Origin of the sequence: Acrocarpospora phusangensis (assembly GCF_016862995.1) — a bacterium.
GTDB classification, from domain to species: Bacteria; Actinomycetota; Actinomycetes; order Streptosporangiales; family Streptosporangiaceae; genus Acrocarpospora; species Acrocarpospora phusangensis.
Window position 1 is genome coordinate 1 of the sequence record NZ_BOOA01000006.1, and the last position, 17,303, is coordinate 17,303.

General features: G+C 72.4%; 14 protein-coding genes and 1 pseudogene. 2 read left to right on the forward strand and 13 right to left on the reverse strand.

Annotated elements, in window-relative coordinates:
• Both Aph01nite_RS05010 and Aph01nite_RS05015 read right to left on the reverse strand, forming a co-directional pair.
• A pseudogene (locus Aph01nite_RS05010) lies at positions 1 to 398 on the reverse strand (hypothetical protein); the annotation flags it as partial.
• Complete coding sequence (locus tag Aph01nite_RS05015) at positions 395 to 2,374, reverse strand: LLM class F420-dependent oxidoreductase (protein WP_204039548.1); 1,980 nt, start codon at positions 2,372 to 2,374, stop codon at positions 395 to 397. The gene Aph01nite_RS05015 and the pseudogene Aph01nite_RS05010, both read right to left, overlap by 4 nt.
• A gap of 319 nt (positions 2,375 to 2,693) precedes the next feature.
• On the opposite strand from Aph01nite_RS05015, the gene Aph01nite_RS05020 reads away from it, so the two are divergent.
• Together Aph01nite_RS05020 and Aph01nite_RS05025 are read left to right on the forward strand one after the other, a co-directional pair.
• On the forward strand, positions 2,694 to 3,293 hold the full coding sequence (locus Aph01nite_RS05020) for a superoxide dismutase (RefSeq protein ID WP_204039549.1): 600 nt from the start codon (positions 2,694 to 2,696) through the stop codon (positions 3,291 to 3,293).
• A 20-nt stretch (positions 3,294 to 3,313) separates the two neighbouring features.
• The gene (locus Aph01nite_RS05025) at positions 3,314 to 3,820 is read left to right on the forward strand and encodes a GNAT family N-acetyltransferase (RefSeq protein WP_204039550.1); all 507 of its coding nucleotides are present in this window, start codon (positions 3,314 to 3,316) and stop codon (positions 3,818 to 3,820) included.
• Here the strand turns inward: Aph01nite_RS05025 and Aph01nite_RS05030 are convergent.
• The 11 genes from Aph01nite_RS05030 to Aph01nite_RS42035 all read right to left on the reverse strand — a co-directional run bounded on the left by Aph01nite_RS05030 (position 3,810) and on the right by Aph01nite_RS42035 (position 17,227).
• A complete protein-coding gene (locus tag Aph01nite_RS05030) occupies positions 3,810 to 4,616 on the reverse strand; it encodes a HoxN/HupN/NixA family nickel/cobalt transporter (protein ID WP_204039551.1) in 807 nt (268 codons plus the stop codon). The two genes, Aph01nite_RS05025 and Aph01nite_RS05030, sit on opposite strands and share 11 nt — an antisense overlap.
• A complete protein-coding gene (locus Aph01nite_RS05035; RefSeq protein WP_204039552.1) occupies positions 4,613 to 5,257 on the reverse strand; it encodes a hypothetical protein in 645 nt (214 codons plus the stop codon). Before Aph01nite_RS05035 ends, Aph01nite_RS05030 begins: the two co-directional genes overlap by 4 nt.
• Before the next feature lie 335 nt (positions 5,258 to 5,592).
• On the reverse strand, positions 5,593 to 6,237 hold the full coding sequence (locus tag Aph01nite_RS05040) for an ABC transporter ATP-binding protein (protein ID WP_204039553.1): 645 nt from the start codon (positions 6,235 to 6,237) through the stop codon (positions 5,593 to 5,595).
• Entirely contained in the window at positions 6,224 to 7,192 is a 969-nt protein-coding gene (locus tag Aph01nite_RS05045; protein ID WP_239161404.1) for an ABC transporter ATP-binding protein, read from the reverse strand. The genes Aph01nite_RS05040 and Aph01nite_RS05045 overlap by 14 nt, the downstream gene beginning before the upstream one ends.
• A complete protein-coding gene (locus tag Aph01nite_RS05050) occupies positions 7,189 to 8,055 on the reverse strand; it encodes an ABC transporter permease (protein WP_204039554.1) in 867 nt (288 codons plus the stop codon). Before Aph01nite_RS05050 ends, Aph01nite_RS05045 begins: the two co-directional genes overlap by 4 nt.
• Positions 8,055 to 9,038: an ABC transporter permease gene (locus Aph01nite_RS05055; RefSeq protein WP_204039555.1), complete on the reverse strand. Its 984-nt coding sequence runs from the start codon at positions 9,036 to 9,038 to the stop codon at positions 8,055 to 8,057. Before Aph01nite_RS05055 ends, Aph01nite_RS05050 begins: the two co-directional genes overlap by 1 nt.
• Positions 9,035 to 10,633 carry an ABC transporter substrate-binding protein gene (locus Aph01nite_RS05060; protein WP_204039556.1) on the reverse strand — a complete coding sequence of 533 codons (1,599 nt, stop codon included), beginning with the start codon at positions 10,631 to 10,633 and terminating at the stop codon, positions 9,035 to 9,037. The genes Aph01nite_RS05055 and Aph01nite_RS05060 overlap by 4 nt, the downstream gene beginning before the upstream one ends.
• Before the next feature lie 150 nt (positions 10,634 to 10,783).
• Complete coding sequence (locus Aph01nite_RS05065; protein WP_204039557.1) at positions 10,784 to 11,338, reverse strand: hypothetical protein; 555 nt, start codon at positions 11,336 to 11,338, stop codon at positions 10,784 to 10,786.
• 149 nt (positions 11,339 to 11,487) lie between these two features.
• A complete protein-coding gene (locus tag Aph01nite_RS05070; protein WP_204039558.1) occupies positions 11,488 to 14,067 on the reverse strand; it encodes an ATP-binding protein in 2,580 nt (859 codons plus the stop codon).
• Positions 14,068 to 14,158: 91 nt separating this feature from the next.
• Positions 14,159 to 14,905 (reverse strand): MBL fold metallo-hydrolase, encoded by a 747-nt coding sequence (locus Aph01nite_RS05075; protein WP_239161405.1) that lies wholly within the window; start codon positions 14,903 to 14,905, stop codon positions 14,159 to 14,161.
• A 12-nt stretch (positions 14,906 to 14,917) separates the two neighbouring features.
• Positions 14,918 to 17,227, reverse strand: a complete 2,310-nt coding sequence (locus Aph01nite_RS42035; protein WP_204039559.1) for an ATP-binding protein — start codon at positions 17,225 to 17,227, stop codon at positions 14,918 to 14,920.
• Positions 17,228 to 17,303 lie beyond the last annotated feature (76 nt).

The following is a 17,303-nucleotide window of genomic DNA, read 5'->3' on the forward strand; positions in this document are numbered from 1 at the left end:
GCCGCGTCGAAGCTGCTCATGGTGTTGTCCAGGACGAAGTCCGCCCCCTGCGCGATCATGACCTCTTTCTGCGGCAGCATGATCGAATCTGATATTTCCGGAATCGCATCGTAAAGAGCCTTCTGGCCGGGCAGGAATCCGTCCGGCCCGTTCTCCGCGAAGTTGGTACGGCCCGCGATCCGGTCCTGCACCCCCAGCGCCAGCAACGTCTCCAGGGCGGGCTGGTACCCGGTCACGACCTTGCCCGGCGGCCGGTCGAAGGTGAGCGTGCGCCCGCAGTTCTCCACGCTGACCGGCGCGTACGCCGGAGCGGAGGACGGCGCGGCGGCCCCGGGTGCGGGCGCTTCCCGGCCGCATGCCGCGACGAGCAGCGCCACCAGGACGATCGCGCGCCTCACGCCGCCGCCTCGCAGACCGCCTCCAGCAGCCCGGCGTCCCGGGTGATCAACGCGAGCGTGGTCACCCGGGACTCCTTCCAGACCTCGACGCGGTCCCGGATACGCGCCCAAGGCCCCAGCAGGGCGACTTCGTCCAGCAGGGCGTCGGGGACGGCCGCGACGGCGTCGGCCCTCCTGCCCTCACGGTGGTGCTCGCGGATCACCTGTGCCTCTTTCTCGAAACCCAGCCCACAGGCCAGGTCGTGGTACGTGTTACGGACCCCGGGAAGATCCGGCCCGATATAGGCCGCGTAGAGCGGACGCAACTCGTCCCGTGCCCGGCCGAGGTCATCGGTCCTGATGGCATGCGTGATCACGGTGATGTCGATCGACTCGCGGCCCGACCTGCGCAGCCCCTCGTCCAGCGGCGCGGTCATGATCGCCTCACGCTCGGGGCTGTAGAAGCCCGGCAGCCAGCCGTCGGCGATCTCCCCCGCCAGCCGGACGTTGGCGGGCCCGATGGCGGCCAGATAGGTGGGGATACTCGTCCGTACCGGGTCCAGCAGCGCCTTCACCGGCCGGGCCCGCCCGGTCGCGCCAGGCCCTCGGTAGGGGAGCCGGTAGTACTCGCCGTCGTAGGTGACCCGCTCGTCGCAGGCGATGGCCTTGCGCAGGATCTCGACGTACTCGCGCAGGCGTCTCGTCGGCTTGCCGAACGGGACGCCGTGCCAGCCCTCCACGATCCACGGCACCGAGACGCCCAGGCCGAGCAGCAGCCGCCCCTCCGACAGGATGTCCAGCGTCAGCGCCGTCATCGCGGTGTTGGCGGGGGTACGTCCGGCGAGTTGCAGGATGCCGGTGCCGAGTTTGATCCGCTCGGTCCTGGCCGCCAGGTACGCCAGGATCGTCACGCCGTCGGCGCCGTACTCCTCGACGCTCCACACCGAGTCCACCCCGGCCCGGTCGGCGCGTTCGACCAGCGGCAGTATCTCCGGCATCGGTTCTCCGTGGTAGCCGAGGGCCAGGCCGACGCGCATATCGAGTGCTCCTAGGCGAGAGGGAGAGGGTCCAGGACGCGGGGTTCGCCGAGGCGAGTGCCGCCGAGCAGCGGGAAGGCGGCGGGGGCGTTGCCGTACAGGCCGGGGACGATCACGCGGGCGACGTGCAGGCCGGCGCCGCGGATGTCGGTAGATCACGCACGCGGGAATCGCGCTCGCCTCGCGCACGACCTTCGTGATGACGCCGAGCCGGGCGTCGACGAGGCCGGTTCCGCCGGCCTCGGTGAGCGGCAGCACCGGATGGCGAGTCACCCCGCTCGCGTCGGGCTCGACGGCGATCTGGCAGCCGGCGCCTGGGGCGGGATGCCCGGCCAGGACGGCCAGCACGTCGTTGACGATCAGCCCCGCGATGACCGCGCTCCCGCCCGGCGACGGCCAGGGCACCGGCGGGGTCTCGCCTTCCTCCAGGTAGGTCCAGTGCGCCAGCAGTTCATCGGGCAGCCGGGCGGCGGCGATCCGCCGCGCCCTGACCTCGGCGTAGGGGACCGTGCAGGGGCCGACGTGGAAGCGGAGCCCTTCGGCGTGGCAGCGGTGCCAGGCGATGCCGCGCTCGCCGCACCAGCGGTCGACGGCCAGCCACTCCTGGTCGGGCAGCCATCCCGCGCAGGCCACCACCATGTCGGGCGCTCCGCCCAGCGGGCCGCGGACGACCTTGGTGTGCGGTTCGAGCAGCAGCGCGGTCAGATCGGCGACCGGGTTCCCTCCCAGGACGTGCACCACCGAGGCCGCGGTCGTCTCCGTCGCGGGTTCGGCCACCAGGATGCCCCGCTCCCGCAACGCCGCCACGAGTTCGGCGTCGTCCGGGACCGCACCCCGCTGGAGCGTGCGTAACCGGTCGTCCGGGGCGTGGACCAGGGTGACCTGCTCATCGGGGGCGTAGTGCCGCCAGACGCCGTCGGGACCGGGGTAGCGGTGGTGACCTGGAGCGAGACGGGTCATGTGCGGCTGCGTCTCCGTGACTGGGTGCGGGAGGCCGGAGCCGGCCTCCCGCGGGTGATCACTCGGATTCGTCCTCGTTCCAGGCGAACGCCGCGTCCACGGCGGGCGTGTGCGCGCGTACGCAGACTTCCAGCTCTTCTACCTGCTCGAACGTGGGGTGCGCCATGGCAGTCCTCCTTGGGGGTGGCTTGCGCGGCATCGCAATCGCCAGAATTTGCTTATTGCGACTCTTTCGCAACATAAGGGGGGTGCCGGAGAGGGTCAATACACTCATGCACATATATCGTTGTTGCAACTAACACGCAATAAGGAGCATCACGTGAGCACGTACACGCTGCCGGACATGCCCTACGACTACGCGGCGCTGGAGCCCGCCATCACCGGGGAGATCCTGGAGCTGCACCACGCCAAGCACCACGCCGCGTACGTGAAGGGCGCCAACGACACGCTGGACCGGCTGGCCGAGGCCAGGGACAAGGGTGAGTTCGGCGGCCTGGTCGGGCTGGAGAAGACCTTCGCGTTCAACCTGTCCGGGCACGTGCTGCACACGATCTTCTGGCAGAACCTGTCGCCCGACGGCGGCGACCGCCCCGACGGCGAGCTCGGTGACGCCATCAGCGAGCACTTCGGGACCTTCGAGGCGTTCCAGAAGCAGCTCACCACCGCGACCGCGACGGTGCAGGGCTCCGGGTGGGGTGTGCTGGCCTGGGAACCGCTCGGCCGCCGGCTGGTCGTCGAGCAGGTGTACGACCACCACGGCAACGTCGGCATGAACACGACCCCGCTGCTGGTCTTCGACGCCTGGGAGCACGCGTACTACCTGCAGTACCGCAACGTGCGCCCCGACTACGTCGAGAAGCTGTGGAGCCTGATCAACTGGACCGACGTCATCGCCCGCTTCGACGCCGCCCGCGCCTGACGCCTGTGCCGGTAACGCTGGTGCCCGCAACGGAGGTCGCGGCGTTCCTGCCCGCCGTGGCCGACGTGGGCGGGCAGGTGTTCACCCGGGCACCCTGGCGGGAGCCGTACGCGCAGGCCCGCGCCGTCGCCGCCCGCCTGCGGGCCGACGCCGCCCGGCCGGGGTTCGTGCTGGCCGTGGCGATGGCCGGGGAGGAGCTCGTCGGCTTCGCCTACGGCCACCGCTGCTCGGCCCTGGCCGTCACCGCCGGTTGCCCCCGCGGGGCCGACTTCACCCTCAAGGAACTCGGCGTCCTGCCGGACTTTCGCGGACAGGGCATCGGCGCGGCGCTGCACGACCGGGTGCTGTCGGCTTCCGGGGGCGGCCCCTGGTGGCTGGCCACCCACCCGGCCGCCACCGCCGCGCTCGGCCTCTACCGCCGCCGCGGCTGGCAGGCCGTCGCCGCTCAGCCGGCCGCCACGTCACGCCTCATCATGCGCAAGACCCGTCATATCGACCCCGCGCAAACGGTGTTCGCTATGCGGTGAGGACGATGACGGCGCCGGCCAGGTAGAAACAGCCGGCGATCGAGACGGCGACGCCCGCCACGACCGGGGTCCACGCGGACACGGCGGCGGCCGCCGAGCGGCCTCTCATGCCGCGGGTGAGCAGGCTGTGGCCCTGGATCGTGGCGACGCCCACGGCGGTCAGCGTGCAGGCCATACCGACCCCGAACGCCAGGACCAGGACGACAGCGTCGAGCGCCCGCCCGGTGAGCAGGCCGCTGACCAGCACGATGAAGGCCGACGGCGATGGCAGGAGGCCGCCGGACAGGGCGAGCGCGAGCAGTCCCTTTCGCGACCACGGGTCGGTGGGCACCTCAGCGTGCCCGTGCCCGTGCCCGTGCCCGTGCCCATGCCCGTGCCCATGCCCGTGCCCATGCCCGTGCCCATGCCCGTGGCCGTGCCGGTGGAGGCGGGTGCGGAGGTGGCGTACGGCGAGGTGGACGCCGACGCCGATGACGACGACGGCGGCCACCACCTGCATCCAGGCGGTGACGGACTCCGTGCCCAGCCCGGCGAGATCGGAGACGCCGACCCAGAGCAGTGCCAGCACCAGTACGGAGAACGTGTGCATGACCGCGACGATGACGCCCAGGCGTACGGCGTCGCGGTAGCGGCCGTGGGTGCCGACCAGGTAGGCGGCGGTGACGCTCTTGCCGTGGCCCGGCGCGACGGCGTGCATCGCGCCGACGCCGAGGGCGATGGCCAGGGCCAGCCAGAATGCCCCGCCGCCGTCGAAGAACGCGACGAACCGGCTGTCGAGGCTGTTCAGACCCGTCATGCCGCCTTCCTCCTGCGCCGCATCCGCAGCGTGAACAGAACGCCGATCCCGGCGGCCACCACGAACGTCAGCCAGAGGGCCAGACCGATGACAGCCGTATTGCGGGTGGACCCGGAGAAGCTCACGTGCTGGGTCCTGATCTGCGAGTTGAAGAGCACCTGCGCCTGCTCCACCGGCGGGGCGAAGATGAGCACATTGCGGTAGTTGCTGTCGAGGTCGACCAGGGCCGTCAGGGTGACGTCGAGTTCGTCGACCGGCCGGTCGCAGTTGTAGCTGAAGCGGGCGCCGTTGTCGGTCACGCCCACCAGGGACGCCAGCCGGCCCGGGCACGGCTTGCCGTCCTGCGCCACGGTGATGGTGCCGAGCAGGTAGTCGCGCACCGCGGTCGAGCGTTGCAGCTTCTCCTCGCCGGTGAGCTGGGGCGCCGGGTCTTTGAAGGCGCCCTTGGCGGTTCCGAGCGCGACCCAGTCGTCGGGGCTCGCGGTGTAGTGGATTGTCACCTGCGATCCGGTGGCGCTGATCCGCGCTGTCGGCGGTGGGCCGAAGGGGTGTGCGGAGGCGGGCGCGGCGACGCCTGCCAGGACCGGCGGCATGGCCGCGACGAGCAGCGCCGCCGCCAGCGCGCGGGTAAGGATGTTCACGCGATCTCCTGCACGAAGCCGACCGGGTGGCTCCGGAACCCGGCTAGATCATTTCTTGGGTCACGGTGATGACCGACTCGTGATCTTCGGGTGGCGCTCCCAGGTCTCGCCTCGCACACGGGGACCGGGGACGTAAGGCGCTGATTCCAGACCCCCCGGCCTCGTCTGCTGTACGGGACCTGTCAGGGGAACGGTCCGCATGGAGAGTCGCCGCCGCAGAAGAGCGAGCGCTCATATTCAGCCAGGTACAGTCGGCGACAATGCGACCAGAGAGCAACCAGCGCATGAACGTCCGATTTGCTGTAAAAGTAGTCATATCCGACTATTTGTGAGCGTCACGACATGCGCACGGTGGGGCCACCGGACGGTTCGGTCCAGCGGGTGAGCAGTTCCTCGTCGTGGGTGATGGCGAGGATTCCGGCGCCGGTTTCGCGGCGATAGGCCTCCAGGCGGGCGACGAGGTGGGCCTGGGTGGAGGCGTCCAGCATGGTGGTCATCTCATCGCAGATCACATAGCGGGGCCGCAGTGCGAGCGCGCGGGCGACGCAGGCGCGCTGGAGCTGCCCGTCGGAGACCTCGTGCGGGCGGCGGACCAGCAGCTCGGGGGTTAGCCCCAGGTCCTCGGCCAGTTCGTCGGCCGGGCCGGGCGGGCGGCCGGTGGCCTGGTACGGCTCGGCGGCGATCTCGCGCAGGGTGAGCCGCGGGTCGACGGCGAGCCGGGGCTGCTGGAAGATCAGCGCGACCCGGGTGCGCAGGTCGCGGGAGGCCCGGTGCCGCCAGCGGTGGACCTCGGTCCCGTCCACGGTGAGCCGGCCGGCGTCGGGCCGGAGCAGCAGGGCGAGCACCCGCGACAGAGTGGACTTGCCGCAGCCGCTGGGCCCGGCCAGCCCGGTGACGACGCCGGGGGCCACGGCCAGGTCGGCCCCGCGCAGCACGCGCTGCCGGCCGTAGGCGACGGTGATGCCGTCAGCGCGCAACATGATGCTCCAGCGGGTGTTCCAGGGGGCGTTCCAGCGGGTGATGGCAGGCCACCCTGCTCGGCTCCGTCCCGGCCTCGGGCAGGTGCGAGCAGGCGGCGGTGGATCGGTCGCAGCGCGGCAGGAACGCGCAGCCCGCGGGCAGGTCGGTGAGTTCCGGGGGCCGGCCGGGGATCGGGGTGAAGCCGCGGGACGGCAGCGCCTCCAGCAGCCCGGCCGCGTACGGGTGACGCGGCCCGGCGAAGAACTCGGCCGCCGGGGCGTGCGACACCACGCGGCTGGCGTACATCACCGCGATGTGGTCGGCGACCTGCTCGGCGGCGCGCAGGTCGTGCGTGATGAGCAGGACGGCGCGGCCGTCGTCGGCGAGCCGCCGCAGTTCGGTCATGGTGGCGTCGACGAGCGGCCGGTCCAGGCCGCTGGTCGGCTCGTCGGCGATGATCAGCCACGGGTCGCCGGCCAGGGCGATGGCGTTGACGACGCGCTGCGCCATGCCGCCGGACAGTTGGTGCGGGTACCGGTCCAGCTGCTCCGGGGCGAGACCGGCACGTGCGGCCAGCTCGTCGGCGGGGGCCGGGTTGCCCAGCTCGCGCAGGGCCTCGGCGAGCTGCGCGCGGGCGGTGCGCACCGGGGTGAGGTGGGCGGCCGGGCTCTGCGGGACCAGGCCGATCCGGCGGCCGCGCACGGTGCGGGCGAGCACCCGTTCCGGCGCGGCGATCAGGTCGAGGGGCGGCGCGCCGCCGGTCCGCAGCCAGGCGGACCCGGCCACGGTGGCGTTGCCGGGCAGCAGCCCCATCAGGGCGTGCGCCATCACCGACTTGCCGCAGCCGGACTCGCCGACCAGGGCGAGGCACTCGCCCTGGCGTACTTCGAAGGAGGCGTCGCTCACCGCGTGGACGGTGGCGCCGGGCAGGTGGAACCGTACGGACAGGTTCTGCACGGTCAGGGAGGAGGTCAAAGCTGCAGCTCCGATCGCCAGCGCGGGTTGGCGCGGTCGCGCCAGTACTGGACGAGCACCGAGATCGCCAGCGTGGGCAGGAGGATGAACAGGCCGGGGAAGAGCGAGGCCCACCAGTTGCCGGCGAGCAGCGACCGCGCCCCATCGTTGATCATGTTGCCGAGCGAGGCGAGGTGCGGCGGCAGGCCGAGGCCGAGGAAGCTGAGCGCGGTCTCGTGCCAGATGGCGTGCGGCACCATCAGCACCGACGCCAGCGCGATGTGCGGGATCAGATGCGGCAGGAAGTGCCGCCGGACGATCCGCAACCGGCTCGATCCGCCGGAGATCGCGGCGTCCACGAACGGCCTGCCGCGCAGGGTGAGCACCTCCGAGCGCACGATCCGGGCCGCGGTCGTCCAGTGGGTGAGCCCGACCGAGGCGATCACCGCGGTGGCGCTGGGCGAGAACAGCGCGACGATGAAAATGCCGAACAGCAGATGCGGCACCGAGTTGAAGCCGTCCACCACCCGCATGATCACCCGGTCCGCGGCCCCGCCGAGCGTCCCTGCGGCGAGCCCGGCGACAGTGCCGATGGTGATCGACACGAGCGCCGCCACCAGGCCGATGAGCAGCGAGACGCGCAGCCCGTAGATGACGCGGAGCAGCACGTCGCGCCCCACCTCGTCGGTGCCGAACAGGTGCGCGGGGGACGGCGCCTGGTTCGCCGCGCGCAGGTCGACGAGCTGCTGGTCGAGCTGTACCACGGCGGGTACCACCAGCACGGCCAGCGCGAGCGCGACCAGCACTCCGGCGGCGATCCACCGGGACGGGCGGCGGGCCGATTCCGGCGCGGCCCGCCGCGCGGTCGGATGCGTCGCGGTCATCAGCTCACCCCCAGGACCCGCACCCGCGGGTCGGCGATCACGTACGCGCTGTCGGCGAGCAGGTTGCCGGCCACCACCGCGAGCGTGGCCAGCAGGGTGAGCGCGGCCAGCAGCGGGAAGTCGGCGGCGAGCGCGGCCTGCACGGACGCCGACGCCACCCCCGGCCAGGAGAAGACGGTCTCCACCAGGATCGCGCCGGTGACCAGTTCGGGGATGCGCGCCCCGAGCAGGGTGATGAACGGCAGCAGCGCCGAGCGCAGCGCGTGCCGCACGATCACGGTGCGTTCCCGCAGGCCGCGGGCGCGGGCGCCGAGCACGAAATCCTCGCGCAGGGTGGTGATCAGCGACTCGCGAACGTACAGCAGCAGCCATGAGGACTGTGAGAACGCCAGCACCGCCACCGGCAGGATCATGTGCCGCAGCACGTCCCCGGCCTGCAGCGTGGTGGCGGCCGGGTCGGTCAGCCCGCCCGGTGGCAGCCACTGCAGCTGTACGGCGAACAGCCAGATCACGATCAGCGCGATCCAGAACACCGGGGCCGCCTCGTTGGCGTACGCGGTGCCGGTGATCAGCCGGTCCAGCCACGAGTCACGGCGCCAGGCGGCCAGTGCGCCGACCACGAGGCTGGCCGCCAGCATGAGCACCAGGGCGCAGCTCACCGCGAGCAGGGTCCAGCCGAGCCGCTCGCCGATCACCTCGACGACCGGCCGGTGCATGCTGCGCGAGTCGCCGAGGTCGCCCTGCACCAGGTTGCCCAGCCAGGTCACGTACTGCTCGGCGACCGGCCGGTCCAGGCCCCAGTTCTCCCGGATCTGCGCCATGACCTCGGGGCTCGTGACGACCGCACGGTCGCCGAGGTACTGCCGGACGGGGTCGAACGGGGAGGCCTTGGCCAGCGCGAACATGCCCAGGGTGACGACGAGCAGCAACGGCACGGTGAACGCCAGCCGCCAGGCCGCCATCCGGGCGAGCGCACGGGTCATGCCGCCGGCTTCCACTCGGCGATGTTGCGGAACAGGCCGCCGGTGTCGTGCTCGTGCGGCTCCACCGACGGGGCGATCCCGGTCCACTGGCCGCGCACCACGTAGACGTGCTTGAGGTACACCAGGTACGCCCAGGCGGCGTCGTCGCTGACGCGCTGCTGGAAGGCGTCGTAGGCCTGCTTGCGTACGGCCGGGTCGGACTCCTGGCGGCCCTTCTCCAGCAGCGCGTCGACCGCGGGGACCTGGTAGTGGCCCGGGTTGAAGAAGCCCTGGCCGGCGAAGGCGGAGTGGAACAGCTCGTAGTTCGTGTAGTCCGGGTCGAACGGCGCGCCGTACCCCATGACCAGCGCGTCCTTGCCCATGCGCGGCTCGATCGCGTCCCAGTCCAGGCCGGCCAGCCGCACGTCGACGCCGATCTTCTTGGCGTCGGAGGCGACAGCCAGGGCGAGGTCCTTGCGCAGCGAGTCGCCGGCCGGGTACATCAGGGTGAAACTCGCGCGGATGCCGTCCTTGGCGCGGATGCCGTCCTCGCCCGTGCGCCAGCCGGCCTGGTCCAGGATCTGGGCGGCCTGCGTCTGGTCGGGTGCGGCCGAGCCGGTGACCGCCGGGTTGTGCCAGGTGGTGCCGGGCGCGATCGGGCCGAACGCCGGGTCGCCGGCGCCGGCCAGGATGGTGTCCACCATCGCGGAGCGGTCCAGCGCCAGGTTCACCGCCTTGCGGATCGCCAGGTCGCCGGTGACGGGGGCGCCGAACGGGAACATCACGCCGCGGTAGTCGGCGCTCGGCACCTGGTGCACGGTCAGGTCCGGCTGGCCGTCGAACCGCGCGGCGGCCTTCGGCGGCAGCACGGTCGCGTCGAACTCGCCGGCCGCCATCCGGGTGGCGCGCACGTTGTCGTCGGCGGCGTACGCGATCACCAGCTGCTTGATCGCCGGCGTGCCTCCCCAGTACGACGGGTTGGCCTTCAGCACGAGCTTGTCACCGGGTGTCCAGGACACGAAGCTGAACGGCCCGGTGCCGACCGGGTGGGTGTTGAACGCCGCGCTCTCCAGGCTCTGCCCGTCGAGCAGCCGCTTCGGCACGATGCCCAGCGTGGCGCGCTGCAGGATCGGCGCGTACGGGTACTTGAGGTGGAACACCACGGTCGCGGGGTCGGGCGCCTGCACGGACTCGATCGCCGCGAAGTCGCCGCGGATGCTGGAGTTGTTCTTCCCGTCCAGCACGGCCTGATAGGTGTAGACGACGTCCTCGCTGGTCAACGGGGTGCCGTCGTGGAACTTGACGTCCTTGCGAAGGGTGAAGGTGACCGTGTTGCCGTCTGCCTCGGGCAGTTTCTCCGCCAGTGAGGGCTTGAGCGAGAGGTCGGCGTTGCGGCTGACGAGCCCGTCGAACAGCAACGAGCCGCCGTCGGGCGCGTAGCCCAGGACCGGGTTGAGGGTGTCCGGCTCCGAGCTGATCCCGAGGACGAACGTGTCGGCCGGCGAGCCTTGCGACGAGGTTTGGGGCACCGTCGGCGCGGCGCAGGCGGTGAGACCGAGCGCGGCAATTAGGACGACAGGGGCAAGTGGGGCGAATCTGGCGCGAAAGGGCGTCATGGGAGCGAAGGTAAAGCGATCGCCTTGTTATTGCAAGTCAGTCGCAAGTACATCAGATGACAAGCAGTTGGCTGATGCCATACAGATTGGCCCGCTCCCCCGCGTCGGTGTGCGCCGGCAGCGTGGCAGACCAGCGGTCCTCGTCACCCGTCATCGCGAGGTGCGGAGGTTGTCGACGCGTAGGGGCGCGAGTGAGCCGCCGGTGAGGTGGAACGTCGTGATCACAGCGTGCGGGACCGCTATCCGGAGCTGGTTGTCCAACCTCTTGGAGACGGTTCGGGTAGCGCGGGCGACCAGGGTTCCGGTGGAGTCATAGGCGTCGAGAGTCACGCGTACGCGGCGGGATCCGAAGGTGCCGACCTGGACCGAGAGGTTTGACGCCGGGGCGCCGAGGCGGCCCCAGATGCTCGGGGGGCGGGGGCGTACCCGGCGGGAGGGTTCGGTTTCTGGGGTGGCGCGGCCCACGTGTTCGCCGGAACGGAGCCGGGTGACCACGGGGAACACGCCGTCCGGGTGACCGAGCACGTTGACGCCGAAGGTGATCGCGGGTGCGTACTGGCCGCTGACGGCGGTGCCGGTGGGCAGGTCGTCGAAGGTGGCCGAAACGTTGCGTTCGGCGGAGGCGGGTGCCGCCAGCAGGGTGATCGCGGCGGCGGACGCCGCCGCGCGCCGGAGGATGCGGAATGCGGGCTTGCTGGTGCTCATCAGGGCTCTCCCCGTGATTCGGGCAGCGTCGTCGGACGACATCGCGGTTCGGAAGCACGGAGATCGGCTCTCTCCGCGCCGGAATCAGGACGTGACGCTACGGCGGGACCGACCAGCGCGACTGGGGAGAATCCCCTATGTTGGCGCGCTCAGGGCACCAGGTTGAGGCGGTGTGCCGTGGCGACCGCCTGGCCGCGGGTCGCCGCGTTGAGCTTGTCCAGCACCGCGGATATGTGATGTTCGACCGTCTTGGGCGACAGCGTCAGCCGGAGGGCGATGTCGGAGTTGCTCAGCCCTTCGGCCAGCAGTCCGAGCACTTCCGCCTGGCGTGGTGTCAGGCTGGCCGCGTTGGCGGCGGTCGACGGGCGCGGGCCGCGCGGCACGCCGGTGACGCCACGCCCGCGCAGTTCGGCGCGCAGCCGTCGCGCGGCGGCCACCGCGCCCAGATCGTCCAGGATGCGCAGCGCCTCGCTGACCGCCGGCCGGTCCCCCGCCGACAGCGCCTCGACGCGCGCGTACTCGCCGCCCCGCCGCGCCCACTCCGCGGCCGCTCCGGCCCAATCCCCGCCCACCATCAGCCGGTACGGCACCGGCAGGGACTCCGGCGGAACAGGACTCGGCTCACCGGCCCGCCACAACCGGTACGCCAGTTCCGCGGCGAAGAACGTGTGACCCTTCACCACCGCCAGCGCCAGCCCCTCGCGCGCCTCCTCCGCGGCCCGACCGGCATCCCCTGCCAGCAGGAAGTACTGCGCCCGCGCCGCCGCGACCGGAGCGATGCACTGGAGTTCCCCGATGCCGGACGCATGACCGGCGGCCTGGTCCAGCACCGCCGGCGCACCCGGATCGCCGCGCGCCGCCAGGATCCGCCCCCGCGCGACCAGCGCCGTCACCACCGACACCCCGATCCTGCTGGGCCGGGCCAGCGACTCCTCGGCGTCCGCGAGCGCGGCGTCCCACGCGCACTGCTGCACCCGGATCCCCGCCCGCATGCCCAGCAGGTACTGGACGTAACCGTCGAGATCGTTCTCGGACGCGTACCGCAGGGCCTGGTTCAGCGCCGCCTCGGCCGAGGCGTACTCGGCCATGCCGACCAGGGAGCTGGCCAGGTTCACCAGCGCCCGGCCAGCATGATCGACGAGCCCCGCGGCCGACGCCGCGTCGTGCGCCTGCCGCAACGCCGCGGCGGCGGTCAGATCCCCGTCGCACAGCCGGGCGGTGGCCACGTTGACCGAGGCGTGGATCTCCGTCTCCCGGTCGCCCAGCCGTCCGGCCAGATCCCGCGCCCGCTGCCCCCACTCGATGGTCTGCTCCCGTTCGTCGGCGAGCATGTGCAGCTGCGACCGGTTGCTGTACGCCATGGCCAGCTCGCGGCCCGGCTCGCCCTCCCGCAGCACCTCGACCGCCTGGACAGCCGCGGCGACGGCCTCCTCCCTCCGGCCGCTCCACGAGGCCAGCCGCGAGATCCACCGCAGGTTCTCACCCACCCGCTCGCGCTCCCCGAGCCGCTCCCGCTCGGCCAGGGCTGCCCGCCGTGCCTCCATCGCCTCATCGGACACCCCGGCCAGGTACGCCTCGAACGCGTACGCCTCCAGCAGCCCGGCCCGCTCCCCCGCCGGCAGCCGCCCGGCATGCGGGACCACCGCGCGGAAATGAGCCGCCGCCTCCCGGTGCGCGCCCTTGGCCGCCGCGTCGGCCGCCGCCGCCAGGCCGTACCGCAGGACCGCGTCCGCGTCGCCGCCGAGCCGGGCGTGGTGCATGAGCCGGGCCGCGTCGACGCCCTCCGCCCCGGCCAGCCGTTCCAGCGCCCGGCGGTGCAGCGCGGCCCGCCGGGACGGCAGCAGCGAGTCCTCCACGGCACGCCGCAGCAGCTCGTGGCGGTAGCCGACCCCGTCACCGGCCGCCACCAGCACACCCGCCGCGACGCACTGTTCCGCCAGGTCCTCGGTGCCGGTCAGGATCAGCGGCTCGGCCCGTGTGGGCATCACGGCGACCAGCCGGGCCACCTCGCGGGCGGGCTCGGTCAGCCCGCGTAACCGCGCCAGCACCAGATCGCGTACGCTCCCGGGCACCGCAGGGCCACCGACGGCCAGCAACTCGGTCACCAGCAGCGGATTGCCGCCGGTCAGCCGATACACCTCGTCGGGGTCACGTCCGGCGCCGGCCGCCCGCTCGCTCACACACCGCCTCGACAGCGGCGCCACCGGCACCTCGCGCACCACGTGCCGGGGCATCGCCGCCAGCGCCGCCCGCAACGGATGCTCGGCACCGACCTCGTCATCCCGGTACGTGACGACCAGCAGCGCCGCCAGCCGCTCGATCCGCCGGGCCACGAACACCAGCAGATCCAGCGTGGCCTCGTCAGCCCAGTGGGCGTCCTCCACCACGACGACCGGCCGCGGCCGCTGTACGGGCCCCGAGAGTTCCTCGATCAGAGCCGCGAACAGCTCCGCCTGACCCACCCCGGCGTCCAGCCGGGCCGCGAGCCTGCCGCCCGCCTGCCAGCCGATGTCGTGCAACGGCCCCAGCGCCCGAGGCGTGACCAGCGGATCGCAGACGCCCCAGAGCACCCGCACCCGCCCCGCGCACCGTGCGGCGAAGGCGTTGACGAGCGCGGACTTGCCGATCCCGGCCTCCCCGGCGACCAGCACCACCTGGCCCCCGCCGGCGCTGGCCCGCAGCGCTTCCTCAAGCGACGCCAGGGCGGCGGACCGCTCCCACAGCTCCATCGCCGCCATCCTACGACCGGCGCCCGTGGACGAGACGGCCCGAATTCATCTCGTACAGCGCGGCGAGAGAACACGATCAGCCGACCGCCGCTCAGTTCGGCCCGAGCGCGATGGTGAGCCCTTCCTCGGCCGCCAGCACCTCGCCGTCGAACTCCTTCCGGGCGGCGGCCACGGCGGCGGCCCTGTCGTTGCCCGGCCAGAAGTGGGTGAGCATCAGCCGGCGTGCGCCCGCGCGGCCGGCCCAGTGACCGGCCTCCGTGGATGTGAGCAGATTGCGCGTGGGCCGGTCGGTTTCGCCGTCGCGGTCGGTGGCCTCGACGATGAACAGGTCGGCGTCCCGCCCGAGTTCGGCGAGTGCGGGGGTGGGCCCGGTGTCGCCGGTGTAGGCCAGGGCGACCCCGTCGGCCTCGATGCGGATGCCCGCGTTGGGCACGTAGTGCGGCAGCGGCAGTCCGGTGAGGGCGAACGGTCCCACCTGGTGACTGCCGGGCAGCGGCCGCACGTCGAAGACCGCGTGGAGGTCGGCGTCGGGCTCCAGGCCGCCGATCCGGTCGAGCACGCCCGGCGGGCAGTACAACGGCAGCTTCGGGCCACCGGGGTCGCCGTAGAACCGCATCCGGAACAAGCCGTGCAGGTCGACGCAGTGGTCGGGGTGCTCGTGGGTGACGACGACGGCGTCCACCGCGCCGTCCGGCCAGTGGGCGAGCAGCCGGGGCAGCGTGGCGTAGCCCAGGTCGAGCAGGAGCCGGTAACCGTCCCAGTCCACCGCGTACCCGCTGCAGGCACGGCCCGGCTCGGGAAAGGCGCCGCAGCTGCCGAGGACGGTCACTTGTCGCATTCGTACAGGATGTCAGTTTTCGCGGACGGCCAGTTTGGCGCGTACGCCGTCGGCGTCGGGATGGCCCAGATCGTCGAGGATGCTCAGGGCTCGGCGCCAGGTTCCCCGGGCTGCTCCGGTGTCGGAGGCGGCTTGGACGTCGCCGAGATGGATGAGGGATTCGGCCTCGTGGTAGCGCACGCCGAGCTCCTGGTACAGGGTGATGGCGTGCCGGTAGCAGCTCGCGGCACGCTGGTGTTCGCCCAGGTGGTGGTGGATGTAGCCGAGCGTGTCCCAGGTGTACGCCTGGCCGGAGTGGTCGCCGAGCTCGTACAGCAGGGTGAGGGCGCGGTCGCAGTAGGGCCAGGCCTCGCGGTGCTGGCCCAGCTGGGCGAGATGCCAGCCGACCGCGTTGAGGGTGACCGCCTCGCCGGCGGGGTCGTCGCCGTCCTGGAGCAGGTCCAATGCCTGCCGGGCGCGCTCCAGCGCCTCCGCGTGGCGGCCGAGCCGCCCCAGGGAGTGGGAGAGGCCGCGGTGGACGCGGGCCATGCCGGCGGGGTCGTCGAGCCGGGTGTAGAGCTCCAGGGCCCGGCCGAAGTGGACGATGGCGTTCTCGTGCCGGTGCAGCCAGTTGGAGGCGCGGGCGAGGCCGCGCTGGGAGACGGCCTCACCGCGCGGGTCCCCGCTTCGGCGGGCGATGTCCAGGGCGGCGTGCTGGGTGGTGAGCCAGTCCTGCCAGTGCCCCTGGCGGTCCAGGTATTCGGTGAGGGTGGCGGCCAGCTGCCAGGCGTGGGTGGGGAAGCCGGCCGAGGCGGCGTGTTCCACCGCCGCCAGGAGCACGGCGTGCCGTCCGGAGAACCAGGTCAGGGCGTCCTGGTGGGTGCGGGGTTGTTCCGGTACGACGCCGGGTCGCGGTGGCGGCAGAGGCAGCGGTTCCTGGTACGGGTGCAGGAGCAGGCTGGCGGTATGCGCCGTGTGCAGGTAGTGGTCGAGGATTCGATGCTGGGCCTCGAACCGATCGGAGTCGGTCTCGACCAGTTCGGTGGCGTACGCACGAAGTAAATCGTGAAGGGTGAACCGGCCGGGAACCTGCTCGTTGATCAGGTGCGTACGGGTGAGCTCCCCCAGGACGCGCCGGACCTCACGGTGACCGACGAGGCTCGCGGCGGCCGGCGCCGTGATCTCCGGGCCGGGGTGCAGGGCCAGGAGCCGGAACAGGCGGGCCGATTCGTCGTCGAGCGCGTCGTACGACCAGGAGAAGACGGCCCGCAGCGCGGTGGCCGGGTCCCCGGTGTCGAGGAGATCGAGACGTTCCCTGGCGTCGGCCAGCTGTGCGGCGAGCGCGGCCAGCGGAGTCGCCGGATCGAACAGCGCGCGGGCCGCGGCGATCGTCAGGGCGAGCGGCAGCCGGGCGCAGAGGTCGATGAGCGCCGCCACCGCGACCGGTTCCGCGGCCACGCGTTCCGCGCCCAGGTGGTGGCGGAGGAGCTGCTCCGACTCGGCGGCGTCGAGCAGGTCGAGGGTGGCGGAGCGCGCGCCTTCCGCGGCGACGAGGCCCGTGAGGCGGGTACGGCTGGTGACGACGACCGCGCAGGCCGGGCTGCCGGGGAGGAGCGGGCGTACGTGGTCGACGTCGCGGGCGTTGTCCAGGACGACCAGGATGCGGCGATCGGCGAGGAGGCTGCGGTAGAGGGCGGCCTGGGCGTCCAGTTCGCGCGGGATGCGGTCGGCGGGGACGGCGAAGGCGTCCAGGAACCCGCGGATCGCCTCGGCGGGGAGCATCGGGGCGCGGTCGGGGTCGAAGCCGCGCAGGTTGACGAAGAGCTGGCCGTCGGGGAAGCGCGCGGCCGCCCGGTGGGCCCAGTGGACCGCGATGGAGGTCTTGCCGACTCCGGGGCCGCCGTCGATCGCCATGATCATGACGGTGGCGGCGTCGGGCCGGGCCAGTTCGTCGAGGGCCGCCAGTTCGCGGTCCCGGCCGACGAAATGCCGTACCGAGGTGGGGAGCTGGCGCGGGATGGGGCCGGTGGGGGGTTCGGCGAGGGTTTGGGCGGTGCCGTGGATTCTCCGCCACGCGGCCACCCAGGCGGCGACCTCGTCTGGGGGGCGTCCGCAGGCGCGTACGAAATCCGCCACCAGGTCGAGTGCGGGCAGCCGGGTACGGCGCGGGCTGAGGGCGTCGGACAGGGTGCTGCGGGCGATTCCGGTGGTCTGGCGTAACCGGTCCAGCGAAGGGTTGCCCGCCCAGGATTTCAGGCGGCGGAGCTCGGTGACGAAGCCCTGCACGTCGTCTGCTTCGGACGGATCGGGAGGCCGCGCCGGATCCGTCTTTCCTGAGGTCAAGACCGGACACCCCATCGCGGATGGCTACCCGTACGAGTCTAGGCGGCAATCCGGATTCGTCCGGGGTCCTCCGGAA

What these genes read in the sequence shown, in the direction of transcription:
- Aph01nite_RS05015 (WP_204039548.1), bottom strand. Translation starts at nt 2,374, where the DNA reads ATGACCCGTCTCGCTCCAGGTCACCACCGCTACCCCGGTCCCGACGGC.
- Aph01nite_RS05030 (WP_204039551.1), bottom strand. Translation starts at nt 4,616, where the DNA reads ATGACGGGTCTGAACAGCCTCGACAGCCGGTTCGTCGCGTTCTTCGAC.
- Aph01nite_RS05040 (WP_204039553.1), bottom strand. Translation starts at nt 6,237, where the DNA reads ATGTTGCGCGCTGACGGCATCACCGTCGCCTACGGCCGGCAGCGCGTG.
- Aph01nite_RS05050 (WP_204039554.1), bottom strand. Translation starts at nt 8,055, where the DNA reads ATGACCGCGACGCATCCGACCGCGCGGCGGGCCGCGCCGGAATCGGCC.
- Aph01nite_RS05055 (WP_204039555.1), bottom strand. Translation starts at nt 9,038, where the DNA reads ATGACCCGTGCGCTCGCCCGGATGGCGGCCTGGCGGCTGGCGTTCACC.
- Aph01nite_RS05060 (WP_204039556.1), bottom strand. Translation starts at nt 10,633, where the DNA reads ATGACGCCCTTTCGCGCCAGATTCGCCCCACTTGCCCCTGTCGTCCTA.
- Aph01nite_RS05065 (WP_204039557.1), bottom strand. Translation starts at nt 11,338, where the DNA reads ATGAGCACCAGCAAGCCCGCATTCCGCATCCTCCGGCGCGCGGCGGCG.
- Aph01nite_RS05070 (WP_204039558.1), bottom strand. Translation starts at nt 14,067, where the DNA reads ATGGAGCTGTGGGAGCGGTCCGCCGCCCTGGCGTCGCTTGAGGAAGCG.
- Aph01nite_RS05075 (WP_239161405.1), bottom strand. Translation starts at nt 14,905, where the DNA reads ATGCGACAAGTGACCGTCCTCGGCAGCTGCGGCGCCTTTCCCGAGCCG.